Below are 20750 nucleotides of genomic sequence, written 5' to 3'. Positions count from 1 at the left end.
GAAGGAAATTCGACATGAATCAAGCAAGCCAGGCCGCGGCATCGGGCCCGTCCCCGCGCCACGCCACGCGGCGCGCGGTGGTGCGCCATGGCAGCCGGGAAATCATCATCGGCGGCAATGCGCCGGTGGTGGTGCAGTCGATGACCAATACCGACACGGCCGACGCCATTGGCACCGCGATCCAGGTCAAGGAACTGGCGCGTGCAGGCTCCGAGATGGTGCGCATCACCGTCAACAATCCCGAGGCCGCCGCCGCCGTGCCGGCGATACGCGAGCAGCTGGACCGCATGGGCATCGACGTGCCGCTGGTCGGCGACTTCCATTACAACGGCCATACCCTGCTCAATGACTTCCCTGAGTGCGCCCAGGCGCTGTCCAAATACCGGATCAATCCGGGCAATGTGGGGCAGGGCGCAAAGCGCGACAGCCAATTCGCCCAGATGATCGAGGTGGCCTGCCGCTATGACAAGCCGGTGCGAATCGGCGTGAACTGGGGCAGCCTGGACCAGTCGCTGCTGGCGCGCATCATGGACGAAAATGCGCGGCGCGCCCAGCCATGGTCGGCGCAGGCGGTGATGTACGAGGCGCTGGTGACGTCGGCAATCGAAAACGCCCGTCGCGCCGAGGAACTGGGCTTGGCGGGCGACCGCATCATCCTGTCGTGCAAGGTATCGGGCGTGCAGGACCTGATCGCGGTGTATCGCGAACTTGCCAGCCGCTGCGACTACCCGCTGCACCTGGGCCTGACCGAAGCCGGCATGGGCAGCAAGGGCATCGTTGCTTCCACCGCGGCGCTGTCGGTGCTGTTGCAGCAGGGCATAGGCGACACCATCCGTATTTCGCTTACCCCCGAACCCGGCGGCGACCGGACCAAGGAAGTGATCGTCGGACAGGAAATCCTGCAGACCATGGGCCTGCGCAAGTTTACGCCCATGGTCATTGCCTGTCCCGGCTGCGGCCGCACCACATCCACCGTGTTCCAGGAACTGGCGGACGATATCCAGACCTTCCTGCGCGAGCAGATGCCGGCCTGGAAGACGCAATACCCCGGCGTCGAGGAAATGAATGTGGCCGTGATGGGCTGCATCGTCAACGGCCCGGGCGAATCCAAGCATGCCAACATCGGCATCAGCCTGCCGGGCACCGGCGAGTCGCCGGCGGCGCCGGTCTTTGTCGACGGCAAGAAAACCGTCACGCTGCGCGGCGAGCGCATCGCCGAGGAATTCCAGGCCATCGTGCTGGATTACGTGCGCAGCCGCTATGGAAATGGCAGCACATCGCAGGCCGCCGACGCGGCCAGCCAAGTTGAAAACGAGTCGTAGAGATCATGTCAGAAAATAAAAAAACCGAAAAAATCGTCGGCGTCAAAGGGATGAACGACATCCTGCCGGCGGATGCGCCGCTGTGGGAACTGTTCGAGAACACGGTGCAGACCGTGCTCAAGAGCTATGGCTTCCAGCAGATCCGCACGCCCATCGTCGAGCCGACGCCGCTGTTTGCCCGCGGTCTTGGCGCAGTCACCGACATCGTCGAGAAGGAAATGTATTCCTTCACCGACTCGATGAATGGCGACCAGCTGACGCTGCGGCCGGAAAGCACCGCAGGCGTGGTGCGCGCGGCGCTGGAACACAACCTGACCTACGACGGCCCGAAACGGCTCTGGTATGCCGGCCCGATGTTTCGCCACGAGCGTCCGCAGCGCGGCCGCTATCGCCAGTTTCACCAGGTCGGCGCGGAAGCGATCGGCTTTGCGGGGCCGGACATCGACGCCGAACTGATCATGCTGTGCCAGCGCCTGTGGGATGACCTCGGCCTGGACAGCATCCGCCTGGAACTCAATTCGATCGGCGACGCCGAGGAGCGCAGCCGCCACCGTGCCGACCTGATCGCCTACTTCGAGGCGCATCGAGACCAGCTCGACGCCGATGCCCAGCGCCGCCTGCACAGCAATCCGCTGCGCATCCTCGACACCAAGAACCCGGCGATGCAGGAACTGGTGAATGCCGCCCCGAAGCTGCTGGACTATCTCGGCGAGGAATCGAAGGCGCATTTCGAAGGCGTGCAGACCATCCTGCGTCACAGCAATATTCCCTTCACCATCAATCCGCGGCTGGTGCGCGGCATGGATTACTACAACCGTACCGTGTTCGAGTGGGTGACTGACCAGCTGGGTTCGCAGGGCACGGTCTGTGGCGGTGGCCGCTATGATCCGCTGGTCGAAATGTTTGGCGGCAAGCCGACGCCGGCCTGCGGCTTCGCGATCGGCGTGGAACGCCTGCTCGAACTGATGAAGGAAGCCGGCGAGCAATTTGCGCCCAACCAGTGCGACGTCTACCTGGTGCATCAGGGCAGCGAGGCGCAGCTGCAGGCATTCGTGCTGGGCGAGCGGCTGCGCGATGCCGGCCTGGATGTGGTGCTGCACTGCGCCGCCGCCACCGGCGTGGGCAGCTTCAAGTCGCAGATGAAGCGGGCCGATGCCAGCGGCGCGGCGTTTGCGGTCATCATCGGCGAGGACGAAGTCGCCAGCCATACCGCCAGCGTCAAGACATTGCGCGGCGCGGAAGGCGAGAGCAGCCAGCAGCGCAGCGTCGAATTCGACAAGGTGGCCGATTACCTGGTGACTGAAATCATCAGCGCCGGCCACGATCACGATCACGATCATGACCACGACGGTCATGTCCACTACAAACATTAAGCAACATTAAGCGGGCTTGCCATGGCATACGATCTTGAAGAACAGGAACAGATTGAGACTCTCAAAAGCTGGTGGAAGCAGTATGGCAACCTGATCACCTGGCTGCTGATTGCGGCACTGGGCGCCTATGCCGCCTGGTCCGGCTGGAACTACTACCAGCGCAGCCAGGCAGCGCAGGCCGGCCAGCTCTACGATGAAATCACCCGTGCCGTCGCCGCCAAGGACACTGCCCGCGTGCTGCGCGGCGCCGCCGACATGCGCGAGAAGTTCAGCCGCACCGCGTATGCCGAGATGGCCGCGCTCACCGCCGCCAAGGCGGCCTTCGACGCCAACGACCTCAACGGCGCCAAGGCGCAGTTGCAGTGGGTGGTCGACAGCGGGCGGGACGAGGAATACCGCGCCCTGGCGCGCATCCGCCTGGCCGGCGTGCTGCTGGATGAAAAAGCCTATGACGAAGGCATGAAGGTATTGTCCGCCGACGTGCCTGTCGCCTTCGCCGGCGCGCTGGCCGATCGCCGGGGCGACCTGCTGATGGCGCAGAACAAGGTTGCCGAAGCGCGGGCCGCTTATCAGGAAGCCCTGCAGAAGTCGGACGCCAAGAGCCCGGGCCGCCAGCTGATCCAGCTGAAGCTGGATGCGATCGGTGGCGCCAAGGCCGCGGCCTGACCCCGGCCACGCCAGGAAAAACCAGAAAAAGAAGGGAAAACAATGCACATTGCAACAAAGGCCGTTTCCATCTCGATCGCTCTCGCCGTGCTGGGCGGCTGTTCAACCTTGCAATCCCTCAATCCGTTTGCCAGCAAGCCGACGCCGCGCAATCCGCCGGCTGCGCTGGTCGATTTCAAGCCGTCCATGACCGTCAAGACCGCCTGGAGCGTCAACGTGGGCAGCGCCGGCAACGCATTGTTCAATCCGGCGCTGGGCGGCGACAGCATCTATGTCGCTGCCGCCGACGGTACCCTGGCGCGGCTGGAGGCCGACACTGGCCGCCAGATCTGGCGCATCAAGGCAGGCATGCCATTGACCGCCGGCGTCGGCGCCAGTGCCGACACGATCGCGGTCGGCGCCGCCGGTGGCGTGGTGCTGGCATTCAGCGCCGATGGCAAGCAGCGCTGGAAAGCGCAGGCCTCCAGCGAAATCCTGGGCGCGCCTGCAGTCGCCCAGGGCCTGGTGATCGTGCGCAGCATCGACAACCGCATCGTCGCTTTCGACGCCGACAGCGGCACCCGCAAGTGGCAGTTGCAGCGCAATGCGCCAGCCCTGGCGCTGCGCAGCGCCCCTGGCATCGCCGTGGACAGCCAGTCCGCTTATGTCGGACTGCCTGGCGGCCGTCTGGTATCGCTGGCACTGTCGAATGGCGGGCCGCGCTGGGAAGTGGCTGTCGGCGATCCGCGTGGCGCAACCGAACTGGAGCGTATCGCCGACGTGTCGGGCATACCGCTGCTGCTCGGCCGCGAGATATGCGCGGTGGCCTATCAGGGACGGCTTGGCTGCGTTGATGCGGCCAGTGGCGCGACCCGCTGGGCCAAGGAATTTTCCAGTGAAGTCGGCCTCGGCGCCGACGAGCGTCATGTCTATGGCGCCGATGACCGCGGCAACGTCAGTGCGCTAACGCGCGACGCCGGCGTCAGCGTCTGGCGCAACACCAGTCTCGCCAATCGCCGCCTGGCAACGCCGGTCGCCCTGGGCCGCACGGTCGCCGTCGGCGATTACCAGGGCTACATGCATTTCCTGTCGCCTGAAGATGGTGCGCTGATGGCGCGCGTTGCCAGCGATGGCAGCCGCGTGATCGGCACCCCGGTCGTGGCAGGCAGCAGTCTCATTTTCCAAACACAAGCAGGAACTGTGGCCGCATTAAGGGCCGAGTAAGAAAGTCATGAAGCCGGTTATCGCATTAGTAGGTCGACCCAATGTCGGCAAATCCACGCTCTTCAATCGCCTGACGCGTTCGCGTGATGCCCTGGTTGCCGACCTGCCGGGCCTGACCCGGGACCGGCATTACGGCGAAGGCCGCATCGGCGAACGTCCCTTTCTTGTCATCGACACCGGCGGCTTCGAGCCGGTGGCCAAGGAAGGCATCATGCACGAAATGGCCAAGCAGACCAAGCAGGCGGTCGCCGAGGCCGACATCGTGGTGTTCATCGTCGACGGCCGGCAGGGACTGACGCCGCACGACAAGACCATTACCGACTTCCTGCGCCGTTCCGGACGGCCGGTAATGCTGGTGGTGAACAAGTCCGAGGGCATGAAATACACCTCGGTCACTGCTGAATTCTACGAACTCGGCCTGGGCGATCCGTATGTGATTTCCGCCGCGCATGGCGACGGCGTGATGGACCTGGTGGACGAGGCGCTGGACCTGGCCTTTGCACAGCAGACGACGCCCCAGGAAATGCTGGACGAGCAGGATCGCGGCATCCGCATCGCCATCGTCGGCCGCCCCAATGTCGGCAAGTCGACGCTGGTCAATACCCTGCTTGGCGAGGAGCGGGTCATCGCTTTCGACATGCCGGGCACCACCCGCGATTCGATCGAAATCCCGTTCGAGCGCGATGGCCGCCGCTATTCGCTGATTGACACCGCCGGCATCAGGAAGCGCGGCAAGGTGTTCGAGGCGATCGAGAAATTCTCGGTGGTCAAGACGCTGCAATCCATATCCGAAGCCAATGTGGTGATCCTGCTGCTCGATGCGCAGCAGGACATTTCCGAACAGGACGCGCATATCGCCGGCTTCATCCTCGAAAGCGGCAGGGCGCTGGTGGTGGGCGTGAACAAGTGGGATGGCCTGACCAGCGACCGCCGCGACGAGATCAAGATGGATCTGGATCGCAAGCTGTCCTTCCTGTCCTTCGCCAAGTTTCATTTTGTGTCGGCGCTCAAGTCGACCGGTATCGCGCAAATGATGAAGTCGGTGGACGCCGCCTATGCTGCCGCCACCGCCAACCTGCCCACGCCCAAGCTGACCCGGGCATTGCTGGAAGCGGTGGAACATCAGCAGCCGCGCCGCAAGGGCTCGATCCGGCCCAAGCTGCGTTACGCCCACCAGGGCGGCCAGAATCCGCCCGTCATCGTCATCCACGGCAATGCGCTCGACGCAATTGACGCAAACTACAAGCGCTACCTGGAAAAGCACTTCCGCGAAACTTTTTCACTGGTCGGCACTCCACTGCGTATAGAACTGCGTTCTGGTAAAAATCCGTTTGCGAAATCCGATTAAAAACGCCATTGATTTGGTAATACTCAGGGAAATCGATTACATTCGAGATTCATCGCGGCAACGTGCTACTTGAATATGGTCGAGTTGCCTCCAACTCCTCATCACAACAACACAATGGAGCTTTCATGAGCAACAAAGGGCAACTGTTACAAGACCCCTTCCTCAACGCCTTGCGCAAAGAGCATGTCCCCGTCTCGATCTATCTGGTCAACGGGATCAAACTTCAGGGACACATCGAATCATTCGACCAGTATGTCGTTCTGCTTCGCAATACCGTGACCCAGATGGTCTACAAACACGCAATTTCCACCGTCGTGCCGGCACGTGCCGTCAATCTCAACCTGGAGTCCGACGCTGAATAACGCCTTGCATACTGCCAGTCCTGCGGATGGCTGCTGACATGCGTGCCGCACTTGTTGGCGTGGATTTTGGCAAAGGGGAGTTTGCCGCCAGCCTGGAAGAACTCGGCCTGTTATCCAGTTCCGCGGGCGCCGAGCCGGTGCTCACCATCATGGGCAAGCGCGCCAGCCCCGATCCCGCGCTGTATGTGGGTTCGGGCAAGGCCCAGGAAATCGCCCAGGCCGTCCACGACGGCAACCTCGATCTCGTCATCTTCAACCACGCGCTTTCACCTGCCCAGCAGCGTAATCTCGAGCGGGTGCTGAAGGTCCGCGTGGTCGATCGCACCAGCCTCATCCTCGATATCTTTGCGCAGCGCGCGCAGAGCCACGAGGGCAAGGTGCAGGTCGAACTGGCCCAGTTGCAGCATCTGGCTACCCGCCTGATCCGCGGCTGGACCCACCTGGAGCGGCAAAAGGGCGGCATCGGCTTGCGTGGTCCGGGCGAAACCCAGCTCGAGACCGACCGCCGGCTGATCGGCGAGCGGGTCAAGGCGCTGCGCGCCAAGCTGAAGAAACTGCAGCGTCAGCATGAAACCCAGCGCCGGGCACGCGGCCGCAGCAATACGCTGTCGGTGTCGCTGGTGGGTTACACCAATGCCGGCAAGTCGACGCTGTTCAATGCGATGACCAAGGCGCAGGTGTATGCGGCCGACCAACTGTTCGCAACGCTGGACACGACCTCGCGCCGGATTTATCTGGGCGAGGCAGGCAGCGTCGTGATCTCGGACACGGTCGGCTTCATCCGTGAACTGCCGCACCAGCTGGTGGCGGCTTTCCGCGCGACCCTGGAGGAAACCATACGCGCCGACCTGCTGCTGCATGTGGTGGACGCAGCCAGCCCGACGCGGCTGGAGCAGGTGGAAGAGGTCAATGCGGTGTTGCGCGAGATCGGCGCCGACCGGATTCCCCAGATTCTGGTCTGGAACAAGATCGACGCGGCCGGCCTGGAGCCGGCGGTCGAACGTGATGAATATGATAAAATCCGCCGGGTTTTCATCAGCGCCCAGACCGGCGCCGGCCTCGACTTGTTGCGGGAGGCGATAGGGGAATTCGCAGTCGGTGAGCATGCCATGCAAGCCGGGGCGCAGCAGTCGTCCGATGAGGAAGACGTGCGGTTCAGCGCGCCCGATCAGCACACAAATTTATAACTTTTAAGCCGGATTGCGACAGCATGCCTGTACCCTTATTGAAGAAGATCGGTCTTAAATTTTCGCTGAATGATCCGCGCTGGGGGCGTGGCTCGGATAATAACGAGCCACCCCAGAATCAGGACAACAAGCGCCCCAGCGACGGTCCGCCTGACCTCGATCAGCTCTGGCGCGACTTCAATCAGCGCATCAACCGCCTGTTTGGCAGGCGCGGAGGCGGTGGCAGTGGCAACGGGGGCGGCGATGGTTTCCGGCCCGATATGCGCGGCGCCGGCATCGGCGCAGGCATCGTTGCCGCCATCATTCTCTTCCTCTGGCTGATCAGCGGCTTCTTCATCGTCCAGGAAGGCCAGACCGGCGTCGTGATGACCTTCGGGCGCTACAGCCACATGACCCCGGCCGGTTTCAACTGGCGTTGGCCGTCGCCGATCCAGAGCCATGAAATCGTCAATATCTCGACAGTGCGCACGGTTGAAGTGGGTTACCGCTCCAGCGTGCGCAACAAGGTCGCGCGCGAGTCGCTGATGCTGACGGATGACGAGAACATCATCGACATCCAGTTTGCGGTGCAATACAAGCTCAAGAATGCCTCCGAATGGGTATTCAACCTGCGCGACCAGGAAGAGACGGTCAAGCAGGTGGCCGAAACCGCCATCCGGGAAATCGTGGGCAAGAGCAAGATGGATTTCGTGCTGTATGAAGGCCGGGAAAAAGTGGCGTTCGAGGTCAGCCAGCTGATGCAGCAGATCCTTGACCGTTACAAGGCCGGCGTGCAAATCACCAACGTCACCATGCAGGGCGTGCAGCCGCCGGAACAGGTGCAGGCAGCTTTCGACGATGCGGTCAAGGCCGGACAGGACCGCGAGCGCCTGAAGAATGAAGGCCAGGCCTATGCCAACGACGTGGTGCCCAAGGCGCGCGGCGCGGCTTCGCGACTGGCGCAGGAGTCCGAGGGCTATCGCGCCCGCATCATTGCCAACGCCGAGGGCGAGGCGGCGCGCTTCAAGCAGGTGCTGGTCGAGTACCAGAAGGCGCCGGCCGTTACCCGCGACAGGATGTATCTCGACGTCATGCAACAGATTTTTTCCAACACGACAAAGCTCATGGTTGACTCCCGTTCCAGCAATAACCTGATGTATTTGCCTTTGGATAAGCTAATCAGCCAGTCGGCCGCCGACAGTGCCGCACGTTCGCCTGCGCCAGCCCAAGGCGCGGCGCCGGCGCCGACCGTGGAGCCGGCGCCAACAATCGAACTGCCACGCGCCAACGACGCGCGCAGCCGTGAAAGCCGCATGAGCCGTGACCGGGAGACCCGCTGATGAGCCGCGCCTTTACCATGCTGGTTCTGGGCCTGGTTGCCCTGTTCCTGCTCTTTTCTACCCTGTTCGTCGTCGACCAGCGTCAGTACGCAATCGTTTTTGCGCTGGGCGAGGTCAAGAAGGTCATCAGCGAGCCGGGGCTGCACTTCAAGCTGCCGCCGCCATTCCAGAATGTGGTGTTCCTGGACAAGCGCATTTTGACCCTCGACACGCCGGAAGCGGACCGTTTCATTACCGCTGAAAAGAAAAACATCTTGGTCGATGCCTTCGTGAAATACCGTATCACCGACCCGCGCCTCTATTTCGTCAGCTTCGGCGGCGACGAGCGCCGGGCGCAGGATCGGATGGCGCAGATCATCAAGGCGGCGTTGAATGAGGAAATCACCAAGCGCACGGTGCGCGAAGTGATTTCCGGCGAGCGCGGCAAGGTGATGGACGCGATCCGCACCAAGGTGTCGGACGAGGCCAAGCAGATCGGCGGCGAGATCCTGGATGTACGCCTGAAACGGGTCGATTACGTCGAGCAGATCAATAACTCGGTCTACGAGCGCATGAAATCCGAGCGTGCCCGCGTCGCCAACGAGCTGCGTTCCACGGGCGCTGCCGAATCGGAGAAGATTCGTGCCGATGCCGACCGTCAACGCACGGTGATCCTGGCCGAAGCCTACCGCGATGCCGAGTCGATCCGTGGCGACGGCGATGCCAAGGCGTCGCAGATCTATGCCGAGGCGTTTGGCCAGAATCCGGAATTCTTCAAGTTCTACCGCAGCCTGGAAGCCTACCGCAGCAGCTTCCGCAGCCGCAGCGACCTGCTGGTGCTGGACCCGAATACCGAGTTTTTCCGGTATTTCCGCGGCGCCGATGGCGGTTCCGTCAAAAAGTAATACTGGCGCGAATCGTTAGTCTCGGTAACAATACTGCCTTTGGCTGAGCCGGCACCCGCCGGCCCGGCATTCGACCTTGCCGAAATGCAGGGCCCGCTTTAACGAAATCCCGGTTCACCATGCCGACGCCGAGTTATCGGTCCGTCGGCATTGTCATGCAGGTCGAACCCGTTTTTCCTCTTTTACGTATCACTTCTTCGTTCATGCCTAACTGGCTTCTTCCTGAAAACATTGCCGACGTGCTGCCTTCCGAGGCACGCAAGATCGAGGAACTGCGTCGCGCCATCCTCGACAACTTCCGGCTCTACGGTTACGAGCTGGTGATGCCGCCAATGCTGGAATACCTGGATTCGCTGCTGCCTGTCGGCGGCCACGACATGAATCTGCGCATGTTCAAGCTGGTCGATCAGTTGTCCGGCCGGACCCTCGGCCTGCGCGCCGACATGACGACCCAGGTTGCCCGGATCGACGCCCATCTGCTCAACCGCCGCTCCGTCACCCGCCTGTGCTATGCCGGCAGCGTGCTGCATACGCGTCCGTCGGGGCTGCATGCCACCCGCGAACCGCTGCAGATCGGCGCCGAGATCTATGGCCATGCCGGGCTCGAAGCCGACGCCGAGATCCAGGAGCTGGCGCTGGCCTCCCTGGCGCTTGCCGGTTTCGACGAGGTGCGGCTGGACCTGACGCATGCCGGGCTGCTGCGCAGCCTGATCGAGCACGACGAGAATGCCCGCGAGGACGAGGCTGCGCTGCTGATGCTGCTGCGCGCCAAGGACGTGCCGGGCCTGTCCGTGCTGGTGGAAGATTACGAGGCCGTCACCCGCGACGCGCTGCTGGCCTTGCCCAGCCTGTATGGCGACCGTTCGGTGCTGGCGCTGGCGCGACAGAAGCTGCCGGCCTTGCCCGGCGTTCTGCGTGCGCTGGAGGAACTGGAAGCCCTGATCGACCTGGCAGGGAATGCAGCCGTCACGATCGACCTGGCCGACTTGTCTGGGTATCAATATGAAAGCGGCGCCATGTTCGCGCTGTATGTGCCGGGGCTGCCGAACGCGGTGGCGCGCGGCGGCCGTTACGACCATGTCGGCGAGGCCTTCGGCCGCGCCCGGCCGGCGACCGGCTTTTCAATGGATTTGCGTGAGCTGGCGCGTCTGCTGCCGGGCGCGCAACCCAGGGCGGCGATCCATGCGCCGTGGAGCCGGGACCCGGCGCTGCGCAGCAAGATCGCCGCACTGCGCTCGGATGGTGAAATCGTCATCCAGCACATGCCAGGCCACGAGGCCGATCAGCAGGAGTTCGATTACGATCGCGCGATCGTGCTCGAGGATGGAAACTGGAATCTCAAAACGTTAGGTTAGTGATGTCACAAAATAGCATGGCAAAAAACGTGGTTGTCATCGGCACCCAGTGGGGCGATGAAGGTAAGGGCAAGATCGTCGACTGGCTCACCGATCATGCCCAGGGCGTGGTGCGTTTCCAGGGCGGCCATAATGCCGGCCATACGCTGGTCATCGGCGGCAAGAAGACCGCGCTGCAACTGATCCCGTCGGGCATCATGCGCGACGGCGTGGCCTGCTACATCGGCAACGGCGTGGTGCTGTCCGTGCCCGACCTGCTGCGCGAGATCGACAAGCTCGAGGCGGCCGGCGTGGAAGTGGCGTCGCGCCTGAAGGTGTCGGAAGCCTGCCCGGTGATCCTGCCTTACCACACCGCGCTCGATGCGGCACGCGAGGCGGCCCGCGGCGCGGCCAAGATCGGCACCACCGGCAAGGGCATCGGCCCGGCCTATGAAGACAAGGTGGCGCGTCGCGCGATCCGCGTGGCCGACCTGCTCAACGCCGAGCGCTTCGCCGAGAAGCTGCGCGAGAACCTCGACTACCACAACCACGTGCTGGTCAATTATCTCAAGGCCCAGCCTGTCGATTACCAGGAAACGCTGGATCGCGCGCTGGCCGACGTGCCGCGCCTGGCGCCCATGGTGACCGACGTGTCGAGCGCGCTGCATGCCTCCTACAAGGGTGGCGCCAGCCTGCTGTTCGAAGGCGCGCAGGGCAGCCTGCTGGACGTGGACCACGGTACCTATCCCTTCGTTACGTCCAGCAACTGCGTGGCCGGCAATGCCGCCGCCGGCTCGGGCGTTGGTCCGAACATGCTGCATTACATCCTGGGCATCACCAAGGCCTACACCACCCGTGTCGGTTCCGGACCGTTCCCGTCCGAGCTGCCGACCGACCAGGGCGTGGGCAAGCATCTGGCCAGCGTCGGCCATGAGTTCGGCACCGTGACCGGCCGCGCCCGCCGCTGCGGATGGTTCGACGCCGCGCTGCTCAAGCGTTCGGTGCAGATCAATGGCGTGTCGGGCATGTGCCTGACCAAGCTGGACGTGCTGGATGGCCTGGAGTCGCTGAAGCTGTGCACCGGCTACCGCATCGACGGCAAGACGGTCGACATCTTCCCGTCGGGCGCCGAGGATGCCGCCCGCTGCGAGCCGATCTATGAAGAGATGCCTGGCTGGAGCGAGTCGACCGTTGGCGCCAAGTCCATGGACGCGCTGCCGGCCAATGCCCGCGCCTACATCATGCGCATCCAGGAGCTGGTCGGCGTGCCGATCGACATGGTATCCACCGGTCCTGACCGGGAAGAGACCATCGTGCTGCGCCACCCGTTTCAATAAGTCTGCAAAGAAGGAAGAGAATAATGCCGGTTTCTACGGACAAGGACCTCTGGGTTTCCTGGGATGATTATCACCGCGCCATCGAGGCGCTCGCGCTGATGGTGCATGAGTCGGGCTGGCGCTTCGACCACGTGCTGTGCCTGGCGCGCGGCGGCATGCGTCCCGGCGATATCTTTTCGCGCATCTTCGACGTGCCGCTGGCGATCCTGTCGACCAGCTCCTACCGCGAGGAAGAGGGCACGGTGCGCGGCAACCTGGATATCGCCAAGCACATCACGATGACCCGCGGCGCCCTGTCGGGCCGTGTGCTGCTGGTGGATGACCTGGTCGATTCCGGCGTCACGCTGGAGCAGGTGCAGTCGCATCTGAAGAGCAACTTCCCGGCGGTAACGGAAGTGAAGTCGGCGGTGATCTGGTGCAAGGCCTGCTCCTCGGTGCGTCCGGACTTCTACCTGCAGTACCTGGACACCAATCCCTGGATTCACCAGCCGTTTGAAGAATATGACGGCCTGCGTCCGCACCAGCTGTCGGCCTGGATGAAGAAGGGCGAGAGCAAATAAGCCCTGCGCCCGTAGCCTCGAAACGCCGGATCAAGTCCGGCGTTTTTTTATTGATGGCCTGTGGCGCAACGCATGCTGGACAGGGCAGGGCAACTGGAAAAATTATGTTGCCAAAGCATTGACCGGTTACCGTATGTTCTATATAGTTCTGGCTCTCCGCAAGCGCTGAAGCAGAAACAGGCAGCAGCGCGAAGCGAAGCCCACGTGGCGGAATTGGTAGACGCGCATGGTTCAGGTCCATGTGCCGCGAGGTGTGGGGGTTCGAGTCCCTCCGTGGGCACCACAATTTGAAAGGCCGGCTGACATTGTCAGCCGGCCTTTTTCCTTTGGCGAATGATATGCATGCGCCGCGGGCCTGCATCGCGAAAAGCGGCGGTCATGCCTGCAGCCGGCCGTTGCGGCCAGCCTGAACAACCATCCGGATTTACATCGGTCCGCCAGGACTTTACACTCGCGCCTGCATGGCTGTCGAAAGAGGCGCGGTCGACGTCACGAACACCGATGAGGAGCTGGCATGAAATACAGGATCGTTGTTGCCATTCGCCCGGAGGACGCCGGGCTGATGCGCGAGGTGATGGGCGACGAATTCGACCTGGTCATGTGCACATCGCTTCAGGAAGCGCAGGCGGCGCTGACGCGCGATGTCGATATGATCGCCTGTGGCGTACATTTCGACGATGGCCGCATGTTCGACCTTCTCAAGTACGTCAAGGCAGAGGAGGCGCTGCGCGCCATCCCGTTCTGGGGCGTGCTGAGGGACGAAGGGATGCTGTCGAGCGCGATCACCCGCGGTATCCGCACAGCGATGAAAACACTGGGCGCAAACGGCCTGTTCAACCTGTCCCAGATGCAGACCGACGAACAGCCCGAAAACCCTTATCGGAAGCTGCGGGCAACGCTGGCGCAGTCGCTTGCCGAAGGCGAGGCCCGGCAGTCATAGAGCCTGTGATGAGCCTCAGGACAGGGCTGGAAGCCGCCATGACAGTCTCTACAGCGCCCCCGGGCCAGTTGGCCCGCACGCGTCCCTAGCTGCGGCGCGGTTAGGTCGCCTTGCGCCGCGGGTGGGCGGCGTCGAACAGGTCATAGGCCACCAGGCCCAGCGCCAGCATTCCATAGATTGCGGTCATGGACTGGCCGGAGAGCCTCTTCTCATAGCCCGGCGTGAATCGCTTGGGCACCAGATAGTAGTCGGTCAGGTAGGCGCCGGCGCTGACGGCAGCCGCGCCCAGCAAGGGCCTGACGAGGCTGTCGCTTGCCCCCGGCACGCGGCGGCGGCGGCCGAACAGCTTTTCATAGAACATCGCCCAGAACACGGCCGACGCATGATTGAGCAGGAAGCCGGTCAGCGTGTATTTCAATGATGGGGCATCCTGCGCCGCGGCCTTGTCGCCCCAGACGATATGGCTGGTGGCATTGATCGGCGCGGCATAGGAATTGTCCTCGCGCTTGCCGGCGGCGGCCGCAGTGGCCGCGGTGGTGATGCCGGCCACGGTCCCGGAAGCCAGCGCGCGCAGCGCGACCTTGAGAATCGGATCAGCCATGTGAGACGCCCTTGTGGGTGCCGTACAGGTCATGGGCGGTTGTGTTGGCCGCGCCGGACAAGCGTGGCTGGCTGGGCGCGGGTTCCTTCAGCGCCTCGCGGATGGCCATGACGACTTCATCGGGCGCTTCATGATGCACCATGTGGCCGGCGCCCTTGACCAGGTGCAGCTTGCTGGTGCGGATCGCCTTGTGCAGCCGCTGCGTCTGCGCCTTGGTCGATACCAGGCGGTCGGCGCCGCCGGCCACCAGGGTCACGGGCACCTTCAGGCGCTCGAACTGCGGCGCCAGTTCGCTGGCGGCGCCCTGCATCATCGCGGTTTCGCTGGCGCTTGCATACAGCTGCCCGGGCCGCAAGGCCATCCATACCGGATATTGGGAGGCGAACGGCTCCGGCGTGGCGGGCGGGCCGAAGATGCGACGCTTGATCAGCGGCCACATCAGGCGGCTCATCACCGGCGAGATCGAGTAGCGCAGGAAGGTGCCCAGGTAAGGCACCGCCGGCAGCGACAGGATGGGCACATCCAGCCGCAGCGATGGATAGTAATAGCCTGACATCAGCACCAGGCCGCGGATCGCATTCGGATGCATGATGCCCATCCACAAGGCTACAAGGGTGCCCCAGGAATGGCCCACGATCACCGGGTCTTCGACGTGTAGCCGCAGCAGCGCACGGCGCAGCAGGGCGGCCTGCGAGCGCGGGTCGAAGTTGCGGAAGTCGGGACGGTCGCTGTGGCCATAGCCGGGGCGGTCGAAGACGATCACCCGGTTGGTCTGGGCGAGCCGGTCGACGATGCCGCTGAGCTCGAAATCCCGGATCATGCTGCCATTGCCATGCACCAGCACGACGGCCGGGCCGGTGCCGCGGTCGATGTAATGCAGCCGCACGCGGTCGATATCGATGAATTCGCCCTGCGGCGGATTGTTGCGTTCGGCCTGGCGGGTGCGCAGCTGCGCGTAGAGGGCAGAAGCCGCCAGCACCGCGCCGGTGGCGAGGAGGGCGCCGCCTACCTGCCTGACGGTGTCGTTGTATTTTAAGTTCGGCATCGAGCAGTCTGGTTGAAGTAAGTCCGTGATTGGCCTTGTGACCCTTGTGTCTTAGGCAAGTTCCTGTTGAAGTCAGGCTACATCGATTTGCCCCGCGACGGCTTGCGCAGACGCAGAGGGTATCAGCAGGGCAACCAGGCCGTCGCCGGGCAGCACCCCATTCCGCATGCCCAGCAGCGCGCCCGGGGTTTCGAACAGCAGCATGTTCTCCAGTTCGTGGGGCAGCGCATCCATCTGATAAGGGATGGGGCTGTCGCACAGGTTCACCGCGATCTGCAGCAGCGTGCCGTCGCCCAGCTTCCAGCGCGCTTCCACCGCATGGCTGCCGAGCACCCGGGCGCGGTCGGCGCTGCAGCCGGCCAGGCGCGGGATGATGTGGGCATGCCGGGCGGCCAGCAGCGAGCGCGTCCATTTCAGCCAGCGACGGCGGTTGGCGCTGAGGTCGGTGTCGGTGATGGTGGCGGGTATCGACGCTTCGAAGGTGCTAGCGTCGTTCGGGTCGGGAATCGCGGCCCGGGTTTCCGGGTCCTCGAAGGCGTCGAATGCGGCGAACTCGCTGCGCCGGCCTTCCCGCACGGCCTCAGCCAGCTGTTCATCGCTGTAGTCGGTGAAATAGCGGAACGGCTCGGTGGCGCCCACCGGCTCGCCCATGAACAGCAGCGGTATCTGCGGCGACAGCAGCAGCAGGGCCATCGCGGCGCGCAGCGCGGCCGGACGGGTCAACGTGGTCAGGCGCTCGCCGAAGGCGCGGTTGCCGATCTGGTCGTGATTCTGGAGGAACAGTACGAAGGCTGACGGCGGCAAGTGGCCGCTGGGCTGGCCGCGCGGCACGCCGTTGCGGTGCGGCGAAGGCTCGCCCTGGTAGATGAAGCCCTGTTCCAGGCAGCGGCACAGCTTGGCCGCGGCATCTTCCGCATAGTCGGCGTAATAGCCTTCGGTCTCGCCGGTCAGCAGCACATGCAGCGCATGATGGCCGTCGTCGTTCCACTGCGCATTGAATGCCGATGGCATCAGGTGGGCCGCATTGTCCTCGTGCTCCATCACGAGGTGGACGCAGCGGTCGGATGCTACCCGCGCGCGGATGTCGCTGGCCAGTTCGGGCAGCCATTCCTGCTCGTTGATCGCATGCAGCGCATCCATGCGCAGGCCATCGATATGGAATTCATTGAGCCAGTACAGCGCATTCTGGACAAAGAACTCCTTGACCTCGGCGCGCCTGAAATCGATCGCCGCGCCCCAGGGCGTATCGACGTCATGGCGGAAGAAGGAGCGGGCATAGGCATTGAGGTAGTTGCCGTCCGGTCCGAAGTGGTTATAGACCACGTCCAGGAACACCTGCACGCCGAGCGCATGGGCGGTGTCGACCAGCGCCTTCAACTGGTCGGGCGTGCCATAGCTTGTTTCGGGCGCGTATTGCAGCACGCCGTCGTAGCCCCAGTTCCGGTTGCCGGGAAAGGCGGCGATCGGCATCAGCTCGACCGCCGTGATGCCCAGCCGCGCCAGCGCCGGCAGCATCTCCGTCACGCCGGCAAAGCCGCCGCAGGCGCCCACATGCAGTTCGTACAGAACGGTCTGCTCCCAGCGCCGGCCGCGCCAGTCGCGGTCGCGCCACTGGTAGCTGCCGGGGTCCATCACGACGCTGGGGCCATGCGCATCGTTTTCCTGGGCGCGCGAGGCCGGGTCCGGCACCTGCAGCTCGCCGTCCAGGCAGAACATGTAGCGGGTGCCGGCGCCGCAATCGACGATGGCCTCGAACCAGCCGTCGGCCAGCGCCTGCATCGCAATGCTGCGTTCGCCATGGTCGAGCACGATGTCGACCCGGCCGGCGTTGGGCGCCCAGAACCGGAAGCTGGTCAGGCCGGGCGCCAGCAGCGTGGCGCCGTAGGTGGTGGAGGGGATGTCGGAGAGGGCCCTGTCGGGCAGGTCTTGGGTAAGCATGAAAATGACTCCGGTGCATTTATCAATGGGATTCGTGTCGTCTGGCTAGTCCAGCGCCGACGCCTTCAGCGATGCCAGCGAAATGGCGACGCAGACCAGGGCCAGGAAGCCGATCGCGGCCTGCATGCCCTGGCTGTGGGCGATCATCCCGATCACGGGCGGACCGAGCAGGCTGCCGCTGTAGCTCAGCGTCGCAACGCCTGCCAGCGCGGTTGGCCCATGGCGGCCGCCGGCGCTGAATACAAAGGGGAAAACCGCGGCCAGGCCGGCGCCGGTCAGCGCAAAGCCGGCCAGCGTCAGCGGCAGGTTCAGCGCCGCCGTCGCCAGGCCCAGGCCGCCGGACGCGCACAGCGCGCTGCAGGCGACCACGCGGCGCGCGCCAAACCGGTCTTTCAGGCGGTCGCAGAAGAGCCTGGCGAACAGCATCATGCCGGTGAATCCGGCAAAGGCAAGCGGCGCCGTGCCATCGGCGGCATGCAGGATGTCCTTCAGATAAACCCCGCTCCAGTCTCCCACCGATCCTTCGGCCATGGCGCCGAAAAAGCCGATGGCGCCCAGCACCGCCAGCGGGCCATGCGGCAGCGCATACAGCGGCGCGTGCGATGACGGCCCGGCCTCGTCGCGCGGCAGCCAGCGGCTGTTGACCAGCTGCAGTGCCGCCATCGGCAGGGCGATCAGTGTGAAATGCTGCAGCACCGGCAAGCCGGCGCTGGCCGCCGCGCTGCCGAGCAGGGCGCCGGCCAGCGCGCCGGCGCAGAACCAGGCATGCAGCATGGACATGATGGAGCGGCCGGCCGCCTTTTCACTGACGGCGCCGAGCGCATTGATGGAGACGTCGAAGCAGCTGGTCGACGCGCCGAACAGGAACACCGAGGCGGCCAGCCAGGGCAGCGACGGCGACAGCGCAATGCACAGCAGTGACAGCATCATCGTCAGGCCGGCAGCGCAGGAAGCCAGCCGCGCGCCCAGCCAGCGCACCAGGCCGGCTGCCACCGGAAAGGACAGCACCGCGCCGGCGCCGCCGCCGAGCAGGGCAAAGCTCAGTTCGGCCGCATTCAGTTCCAGGGCGTCCCGCACCGCCGGCACCCGGGCGGCCCAGCTGGCGTACACCACGCCGAGCAGGATGAAGTTGACGGGATTGGCAATGCGCTGGGTAACCGCCGGGGCCTTGGAATGCAGGAGCAGTGGGGGAGCGATGTCGTTGGACGGCATGAAGATGATCGTTGCAAAAAGAAAAATGCCGATAGCGCGATTCTAGGCAAAGCAAGCTGCCAGTGTCAGCGCGCAGCAGGGCAATGTTTGATCCGGTACGTACCGCCATGTTCTGGGCGGCCCCGTTCGACTGCGCCGAATCCGATTGATGCCCGACACCTGGTTGAAAATTTTTATTGCTATCAAACTATTTATTTCATAATCGCACCTAATTTCTCGATATCATTCTTTCTTTTGGACAATTATGGTGCGGCAATGATCAAGACAGCATTGGTGACGGCCTTGTTGAGCTTCACGGTATCGGCCGGCGCAGTATCGCTGGGTTCGCGGCATGCGCTTCTGATCGACGAGGACAGCGGCGCTGTGCTTCTCGAAAAGAATGCGAATGACATCGTTCCGATTGCGTCACTCACCAAGCTGATGACCGCGATGGTGGTGCTCGATGCCGGGCTCGACCTGCAGGAGCCGGTCACGATCAGCGAGCAGGATGTCGACACCCTGAAACACAGCTCGTCCCGGGTGCCGGTGGGCGCCACCTTCCCCAGGGGCACGCTGCTGGAACTGGCGCTGATGTCCTCGGACAACCGTGCCGCCTTTGCGCTGGCGCGCACCTATCCCGGCGGCCTGGACGGCTTCCGCCAGGCGGTACGCAACAAGTCCATGGAACTCGGCCTGCGCCGCACCAATATCGAGGAGCCCACCGGGCTGTCGCCGCATAACACCTCCACCGCCACCGACCTGGCGAAGATGGTGACGGCGGCCGGGCGGTATCCCGAGATCGAGCGCCTGACCACTTCGTCGGCCGACCTGATCGACGTCGAGGGCGCCGCCACCCATTACCGCAATACCAACCGGCTGGTCGGCAACAGCGCCTGGGATATCCGCCTGTCCAAGACCGGCTTCACCCGCGAGGCGGGCCGCTGCCTGGTGATGCGTGTCAAGGCAGCCGGCCGCTCCACCGTGATGGTGCTGCTCAATGCCCGCGAGTCGGTGATACGCACCGCCGACGCGATGAATCTGCATCGCCTGGTGCGCGGCGAACCCATGATGGAAGCCGCGGCGACGCCCGCGCCCAAGCGCAAGGCCGCCCGTCATGCCAAGTCGTCACGCCGTTCCAAAACATTGGTCGCGCAGCTCTGATGCGCTGTTGCGGCGGCCGCGAAGTCATGCGGCCGCGAACTCTTTGCCTTTATTCCTTGAAGTACACCACCTGGTGGCTGGCCGCCAGCATCACGCCGCCGGCGCTCCATATCTCCGCGTTCTGATCGAAGAATCCCTTGCCGTAGTGCTGGCCGCGGGCCACCGCCAGCAGCGGCGCGTCGCCCTGCGCCGCCAGTTGCGCCGCGTCGGCATGGAAGTAGGTGGTCAGGGCCACCGTGCTGGCCGGGGTCCAGCTGGCGCGGCGCAGGAAGATGCGCGGGAAAAACGCGTCGCAGATCGACGCCAGCGCCGGGAAGTCGAGCGGCCGTGGCGGCTGGTCGCGTATCCAGAGCCGGGTTTCGGACGGATGGCCGCTGGCATCGCTCTGGTCCGGGCCCATGCCGCCGGCGATGAAGCGCATATCGTAACGGCCGGTCCAGGCGGCGCGCGGATGGGCCGGCGCCTGCGCCACGCTGGAGGGCGGCGGCGCCAGCGGGAAGCTGGCATCGGTGGCGCCCCAGGTGTCGCGCCGGATCGCGGTGACGGCGGTGGCGAAAGCGGCCACCTGGCCCTGCTGGCGCAGTTCCACCACCCAATGCTGGGTGGTGCGGTTGGTCCGCAACGCGCGGGCCTGCACCTCGAACTGGCCATCGGCAATGGGCGCAGCGTAATGCACGGTCAGCGACAGCGGGTCGCCCAGCTTTTCCGGATGCAGCATGATTGCATTCTGCAGCGTGGCGGCAATGGTGCCGCCGAACGGACCGACCATGTTGGCATAGGCCGGGCTGGTATGGCCGAGATAGTGGCCGGGGCCGCCTGCGTTATCCGGGGCAAGGGCGATGGCGGCGTCGAGTACATGCGCTGCTGGCTGACTGGTCTCCATGGTTCTCCTTTTGATGACGGGATGCTGGTCTGGGCGTCATTCTAAGGGCGACTGGAAAAACGCGGGCGGCGGCGCCCGGCCGGCCCGGCGCCCGCT

The 20750-nt window shown here is 64.2% G+C and carries 19 protein-coding genes and 1 tRNA gene; 15 read left to right on the top strand and 5 right to left on the bottom strand.

Features of this window, described 5'->3' with window-relative positions; all coding sequences use genetic code 11:
- The first annotated feature begins 14 nt into the window (after positions 1–14).
- The 14 genes from ispG (at position 15) to IGW04_RS19715 (ending at position 13835) form a co-directional block, all read left to right on the top strand.
- Positions 15–1322: a flavodoxin-dependent (E)-4-hydroxy-3-methylbut-2-enyl-diphosphate synthase gene (gene ispG, locus IGW04_RS19780; protein ID WP_194714820.1), complete on the top strand. Its 1308-nt coding sequence runs from the start codon at positions 15–17 to the stop codon at positions 1320–1322.
- Positions 1323–1327: 5 nt separating this feature from the next.
- A complete protein-coding gene (hisS, locus tag IGW04_RS19775; RefSeq protein WP_194714819.1) occupies positions 1328–2695 on the top strand; it encodes a histidine--tRNA ligase in 1368 nt (455 codons plus the stop codon).
- Between the two features lie 21 nt (positions 2696–2716).
- Positions 2717–3361, top strand: coding sequence for a YfgM family protein (locus IGW04_RS19770; protein ID WP_194714818.1), 645 nt, complete (start codon positions 2717–2719; stop codon positions 3359–3361).
- Positions 3362–3403: 42 nt separating this feature from the next.
- Positions 3404–4564 carry an outer membrane protein assembly factor BamB gene (gene bamB / locus IGW04_RS19765; protein ID WP_194714817.1) on the top strand — a complete coding sequence of 387 codons (1161 nt, stop codon included), beginning with the start codon at positions 3404–3406 and terminating at the stop codon, positions 4562–4564.
- A 7-nt stretch (positions 4565–4571) separates the two neighbouring features.
- Positions 4572–5912, top strand: coding sequence for a ribosome biogenesis GTPase Der (gene der / locus IGW04_RS19760; RefSeq protein ID WP_194714816.1), 1341 nt, complete (start codon positions 4572–4574; stop codon positions 5910–5912).
- A gap of 125 nt (positions 5913–6037) precedes the next feature.
- Positions 6038–6274 carry an RNA chaperone Hfq gene (hfq, locus tag IGW04_RS19755; RefSeq protein WP_136418236.1) on the top strand — a complete coding sequence of 79 codons (237 nt, stop codon included), beginning with the start codon at positions 6038–6040 and terminating at the stop codon, positions 6272–6274.
- A gap of 38 nt (positions 6275–6312) precedes the next feature.
- Positions 6313–7461 carry a GTPase HflX gene (gene hflX / locus IGW04_RS19750; RefSeq protein ID WP_194714815.1) on the top strand — a complete coding sequence of 383 codons (1149 nt, stop codon included), beginning with the start codon at positions 6313–6315 and terminating at the stop codon, positions 7459–7461.
- A gap of 23 nt (positions 7462–7484) precedes the next feature.
- Positions 7485–8780, top strand: a complete 1296-nt coding sequence (gene hflK, locus IGW04_RS19745; RefSeq protein WP_194714814.1) for an FtsH protease activity modulator HflK — start codon at positions 7485–7487, stop codon at positions 8778–8780.
- Complete coding sequence (gene hflC, locus IGW04_RS19740; RefSeq protein WP_194714813.1) at positions 8780–9664, top strand: protease modulator HflC; 885 nt, start codon at positions 8780–8782, stop codon at positions 9662–9664. Before hflK ends, hflC begins: the two co-directional genes overlap by 1 nt.
- Positions 9665–9867: 203 nt before the next feature.
- On the top strand, positions 9868–11019 hold the full coding sequence (locus tag IGW04_RS19735; RefSeq protein WP_194714812.1) for an ATP phosphoribosyltransferase regulatory subunit: 1152 nt from the start codon (positions 9868–9870) through the stop codon (positions 11017–11019).
- Between the two features lie 2 nt (positions 11020–11021).
- Entirely contained in the window at positions 11022–12335 is a 1314-nt protein-coding gene (locus IGW04_RS19730; RefSeq protein ID WP_194714811.1) for an adenylosuccinate synthase, read from the top strand.
- 23 nt (positions 12336–12358) lie between these two features.
- Positions 12359–12895: a phosphoribosyltransferase gene (locus IGW04_RS19725; RefSeq protein WP_194714810.1), complete on the top strand. Its 537-nt coding sequence runs from the start codon at positions 12359–12361 to the stop codon at positions 12893–12895.
- 198 nt (positions 12896–13093) lie between these two features.
- A tRNA-Leu gene (locus tag IGW04_RS19720) sits at positions 13094–13178 on the top strand.
- 231 nt (positions 13179–13409) lie between these two features.
- On the top strand, positions 13410–13835 hold the full coding sequence (locus tag IGW04_RS19715; RefSeq protein WP_194714809.1) for a hypothetical protein: 426 nt from the start codon (positions 13410–13412) through the stop codon (positions 13833–13835).
- A gap of 100 nt (positions 13836–13935) precedes the next feature.
- Here IGW04_RS19715 and IGW04_RS19710 read toward each other — a convergent pair whose 3' ends face one another.
- The 4 genes from IGW04_RS19710 to IGW04_RS19695 form a co-directional block, all read right to left on the bottom strand.
- A complete protein-coding gene (locus tag IGW04_RS19710; RefSeq protein WP_194714808.1) occupies positions 13936–14436 on the bottom strand; it encodes a hypothetical protein in 501 nt (166 codons plus the stop codon).
- The gene (locus IGW04_RS19705) at positions 14429–15481 is read right to left on the bottom strand and encodes an alpha/beta fold hydrolase (RefSeq protein ID WP_194714807.1); all 1053 of its coding nucleotides are present in this window, start codon (positions 15479–15481) and stop codon (positions 14429–14431) included. The genes IGW04_RS19710 and IGW04_RS19705 overlap by 8 nt, the downstream gene beginning before the upstream one ends.
- Positions 15482–15553: 72 nt before the next feature.
- Positions 15554–17419: a malto-oligosyltrehalose trehalohydrolase gene (treZ, locus tag IGW04_RS19700; RefSeq protein WP_194714806.1), complete on the bottom strand. Its 1866-nt coding sequence runs from the start codon at positions 17417–17419 to the stop codon at positions 15554–15556.
- Positions 17420–17464: 45 nt separating this feature from the next.
- A complete protein-coding gene (locus tag IGW04_RS19695; protein ID WP_194714805.1) occupies positions 17465–18631 on the bottom strand; it encodes an MFS transporter in 1167 nt (388 codons plus the stop codon).
- Positions 18632–18886: 255 nt separating this feature from the next.
- Here IGW04_RS19695 and IGW04_RS19690 point away from each other — a divergent pair, with 255 nt between their 5' ends.
- Positions 18887–19771, top strand: coding sequence for a D-alanyl-D-alanine carboxypeptidase family protein (locus IGW04_RS19690; RefSeq protein WP_194714804.1), 885 nt, complete (start codon positions 18887–18889; stop codon positions 19769–19771).
- 49 nt (positions 19772–19820) lie between these two features.
- On the opposite strand, the gene IGW04_RS19685 is transcribed toward IGW04_RS19690, so the two are convergent.
- Positions 19821–20654: a thioesterase family protein gene (locus IGW04_RS19685; protein ID WP_194714803.1), complete on the bottom strand. Its 834-nt coding sequence runs from the start codon at positions 20652–20654 to the stop codon at positions 19821–19823.
- Between the last annotated feature and the right edge of the window lie 96 nt (positions 20655–20750).

It is taken from the genome of Noviherbaspirillum soli, assembly GCF_015352955.1.
Classification (GTDB): Bacteria; Pseudomonadota; Gammaproteobacteria; order Burkholderiales; family Burkholderiaceae_D; genus Noviherbaspirillum_A; species Noviherbaspirillum_A soli.
The sequence above is the reverse complement of the archived record's forward strand: the minus strand, read 5'-3'. Positions and strand labels throughout refer to the sequence as shown.

Bases quoted from the DNA above. Each gene is read 5' to 3' on its own strand.
- hflC (WP_194714813.1), top strand. From the start codon at position 8,780: ATGAGCCGCGCCTTTACCATGCTGGTTCTGGGCCTGGTTGCCCTGTTC.
- IGW04_RS19735 (WP_194714812.1), top strand. From the start codon at position 9,868: ATGCCTAACTGGCTTCTTCCTGAAAACATTGCCGACGTGCTGCCTTCC.
- ispG (WP_194714820.1), top strand. From the start codon at position 15: ATGAATCAAGCAAGCCAGGCCGCGGCATCGGGCCCGTCCCCGCGCCAC.
- IGW04_RS19710 (WP_194714808.1), bottom strand. From the start codon at position 14,436: ATGGCTGATCCGATTCTCAAGGTCGCGCTGCGCGCGCTGGCTTCCGGG.
- IGW04_RS19690 (WP_194714804.1), top strand. From the start codon at position 18,887: ATGATCAAGACAGCATTGGTGACGGCCTTGTTGAGCTTCACGGTATCG.
- treZ (WP_194714806.1), bottom strand. From the start codon at position 17,419: ATGCTTACCCAAGACCTGCCCGACAGGGCCCTCTCCGACATCCCCTCC.
- hflK (WP_194714814.1), top strand. From the start codon at position 7,485: ATGCCTGTACCCTTATTGAAGAAGATCGGTCTTAAATTTTCGCTGAAT.
- IGW04_RS19695 (WP_194714805.1), bottom strand. From the start codon at position 18,631: ATGCCGTCCAACGACATCGCTCCCCCACTGCTCCTGCATTCCAAGGCC.
- IGW04_RS19730 (WP_194714811.1), top strand. From the start codon at position 11,022: ATGTCACAAAATAGCATGGCAAAAAACGTGGTTGTCATCGGCACCCAG.
- IGW04_RS19715 (WP_194714809.1), top strand. From the start codon at position 13,410: ATGAAATACAGGATCGTTGTTGCCATTCGCCCGGAGGACGCCGGGCTG.
- bamB (WP_194714817.1), top strand. From the start codon at position 3,404: ATGCACATTGCAACAAAGGCCGTTTCCATCTCGATCGCTCTCGCCGTG.
- IGW04_RS19770 (WP_194714818.1), top strand. From the start codon at position 2,717: ATGGCATACGATCTTGAAGAACAGGAACAGATTGAGACTCTCAAAAGC.
- hisS (WP_194714819.1), top strand. From the start codon at position 1,328: ATGTCAGAAAATAAAAAAACCGAAAAAATCGTCGGCGTCAAAGGGATG.
- IGW04_RS19685 (WP_194714803.1), bottom strand. From the start codon at position 20,654: ATGGAGACCAGTCAGCCAGCAGCGCATGTACTCGACGCCGCCATCGCC.
- IGW04_RS19725 (WP_194714810.1), top strand. From the start codon at position 12,359: ATGCCGGTTTCTACGGACAAGGACCTCTGGGTTTCCTGGGATGATTAT.
- IGW04_RS19705 (WP_194714807.1), bottom strand. From the start codon at position 15,481: ATGCCGAACTTAAAATACAACGACACCGTCAGGCAGGTAGGCGGCGCC.
- hflX (WP_194714815.1), top strand. From the start codon at position 6,313: ATGCGTGCCGCACTTGTTGGCGTGGATTTTGGCAAAGGGGAGTTTGCC.
- hfq (WP_136418236.1), top strand. From the start codon at position 6,038: ATGAGCAACAAAGGGCAACTGTTACAAGACCCCTTCCTCAACGCCTTG.
- der (WP_194714816.1), top strand. From the start codon at position 4,572: ATGAAGCCGGTTATCGCATTAGTAGGTCGACCCAATGTCGGCAAATCC.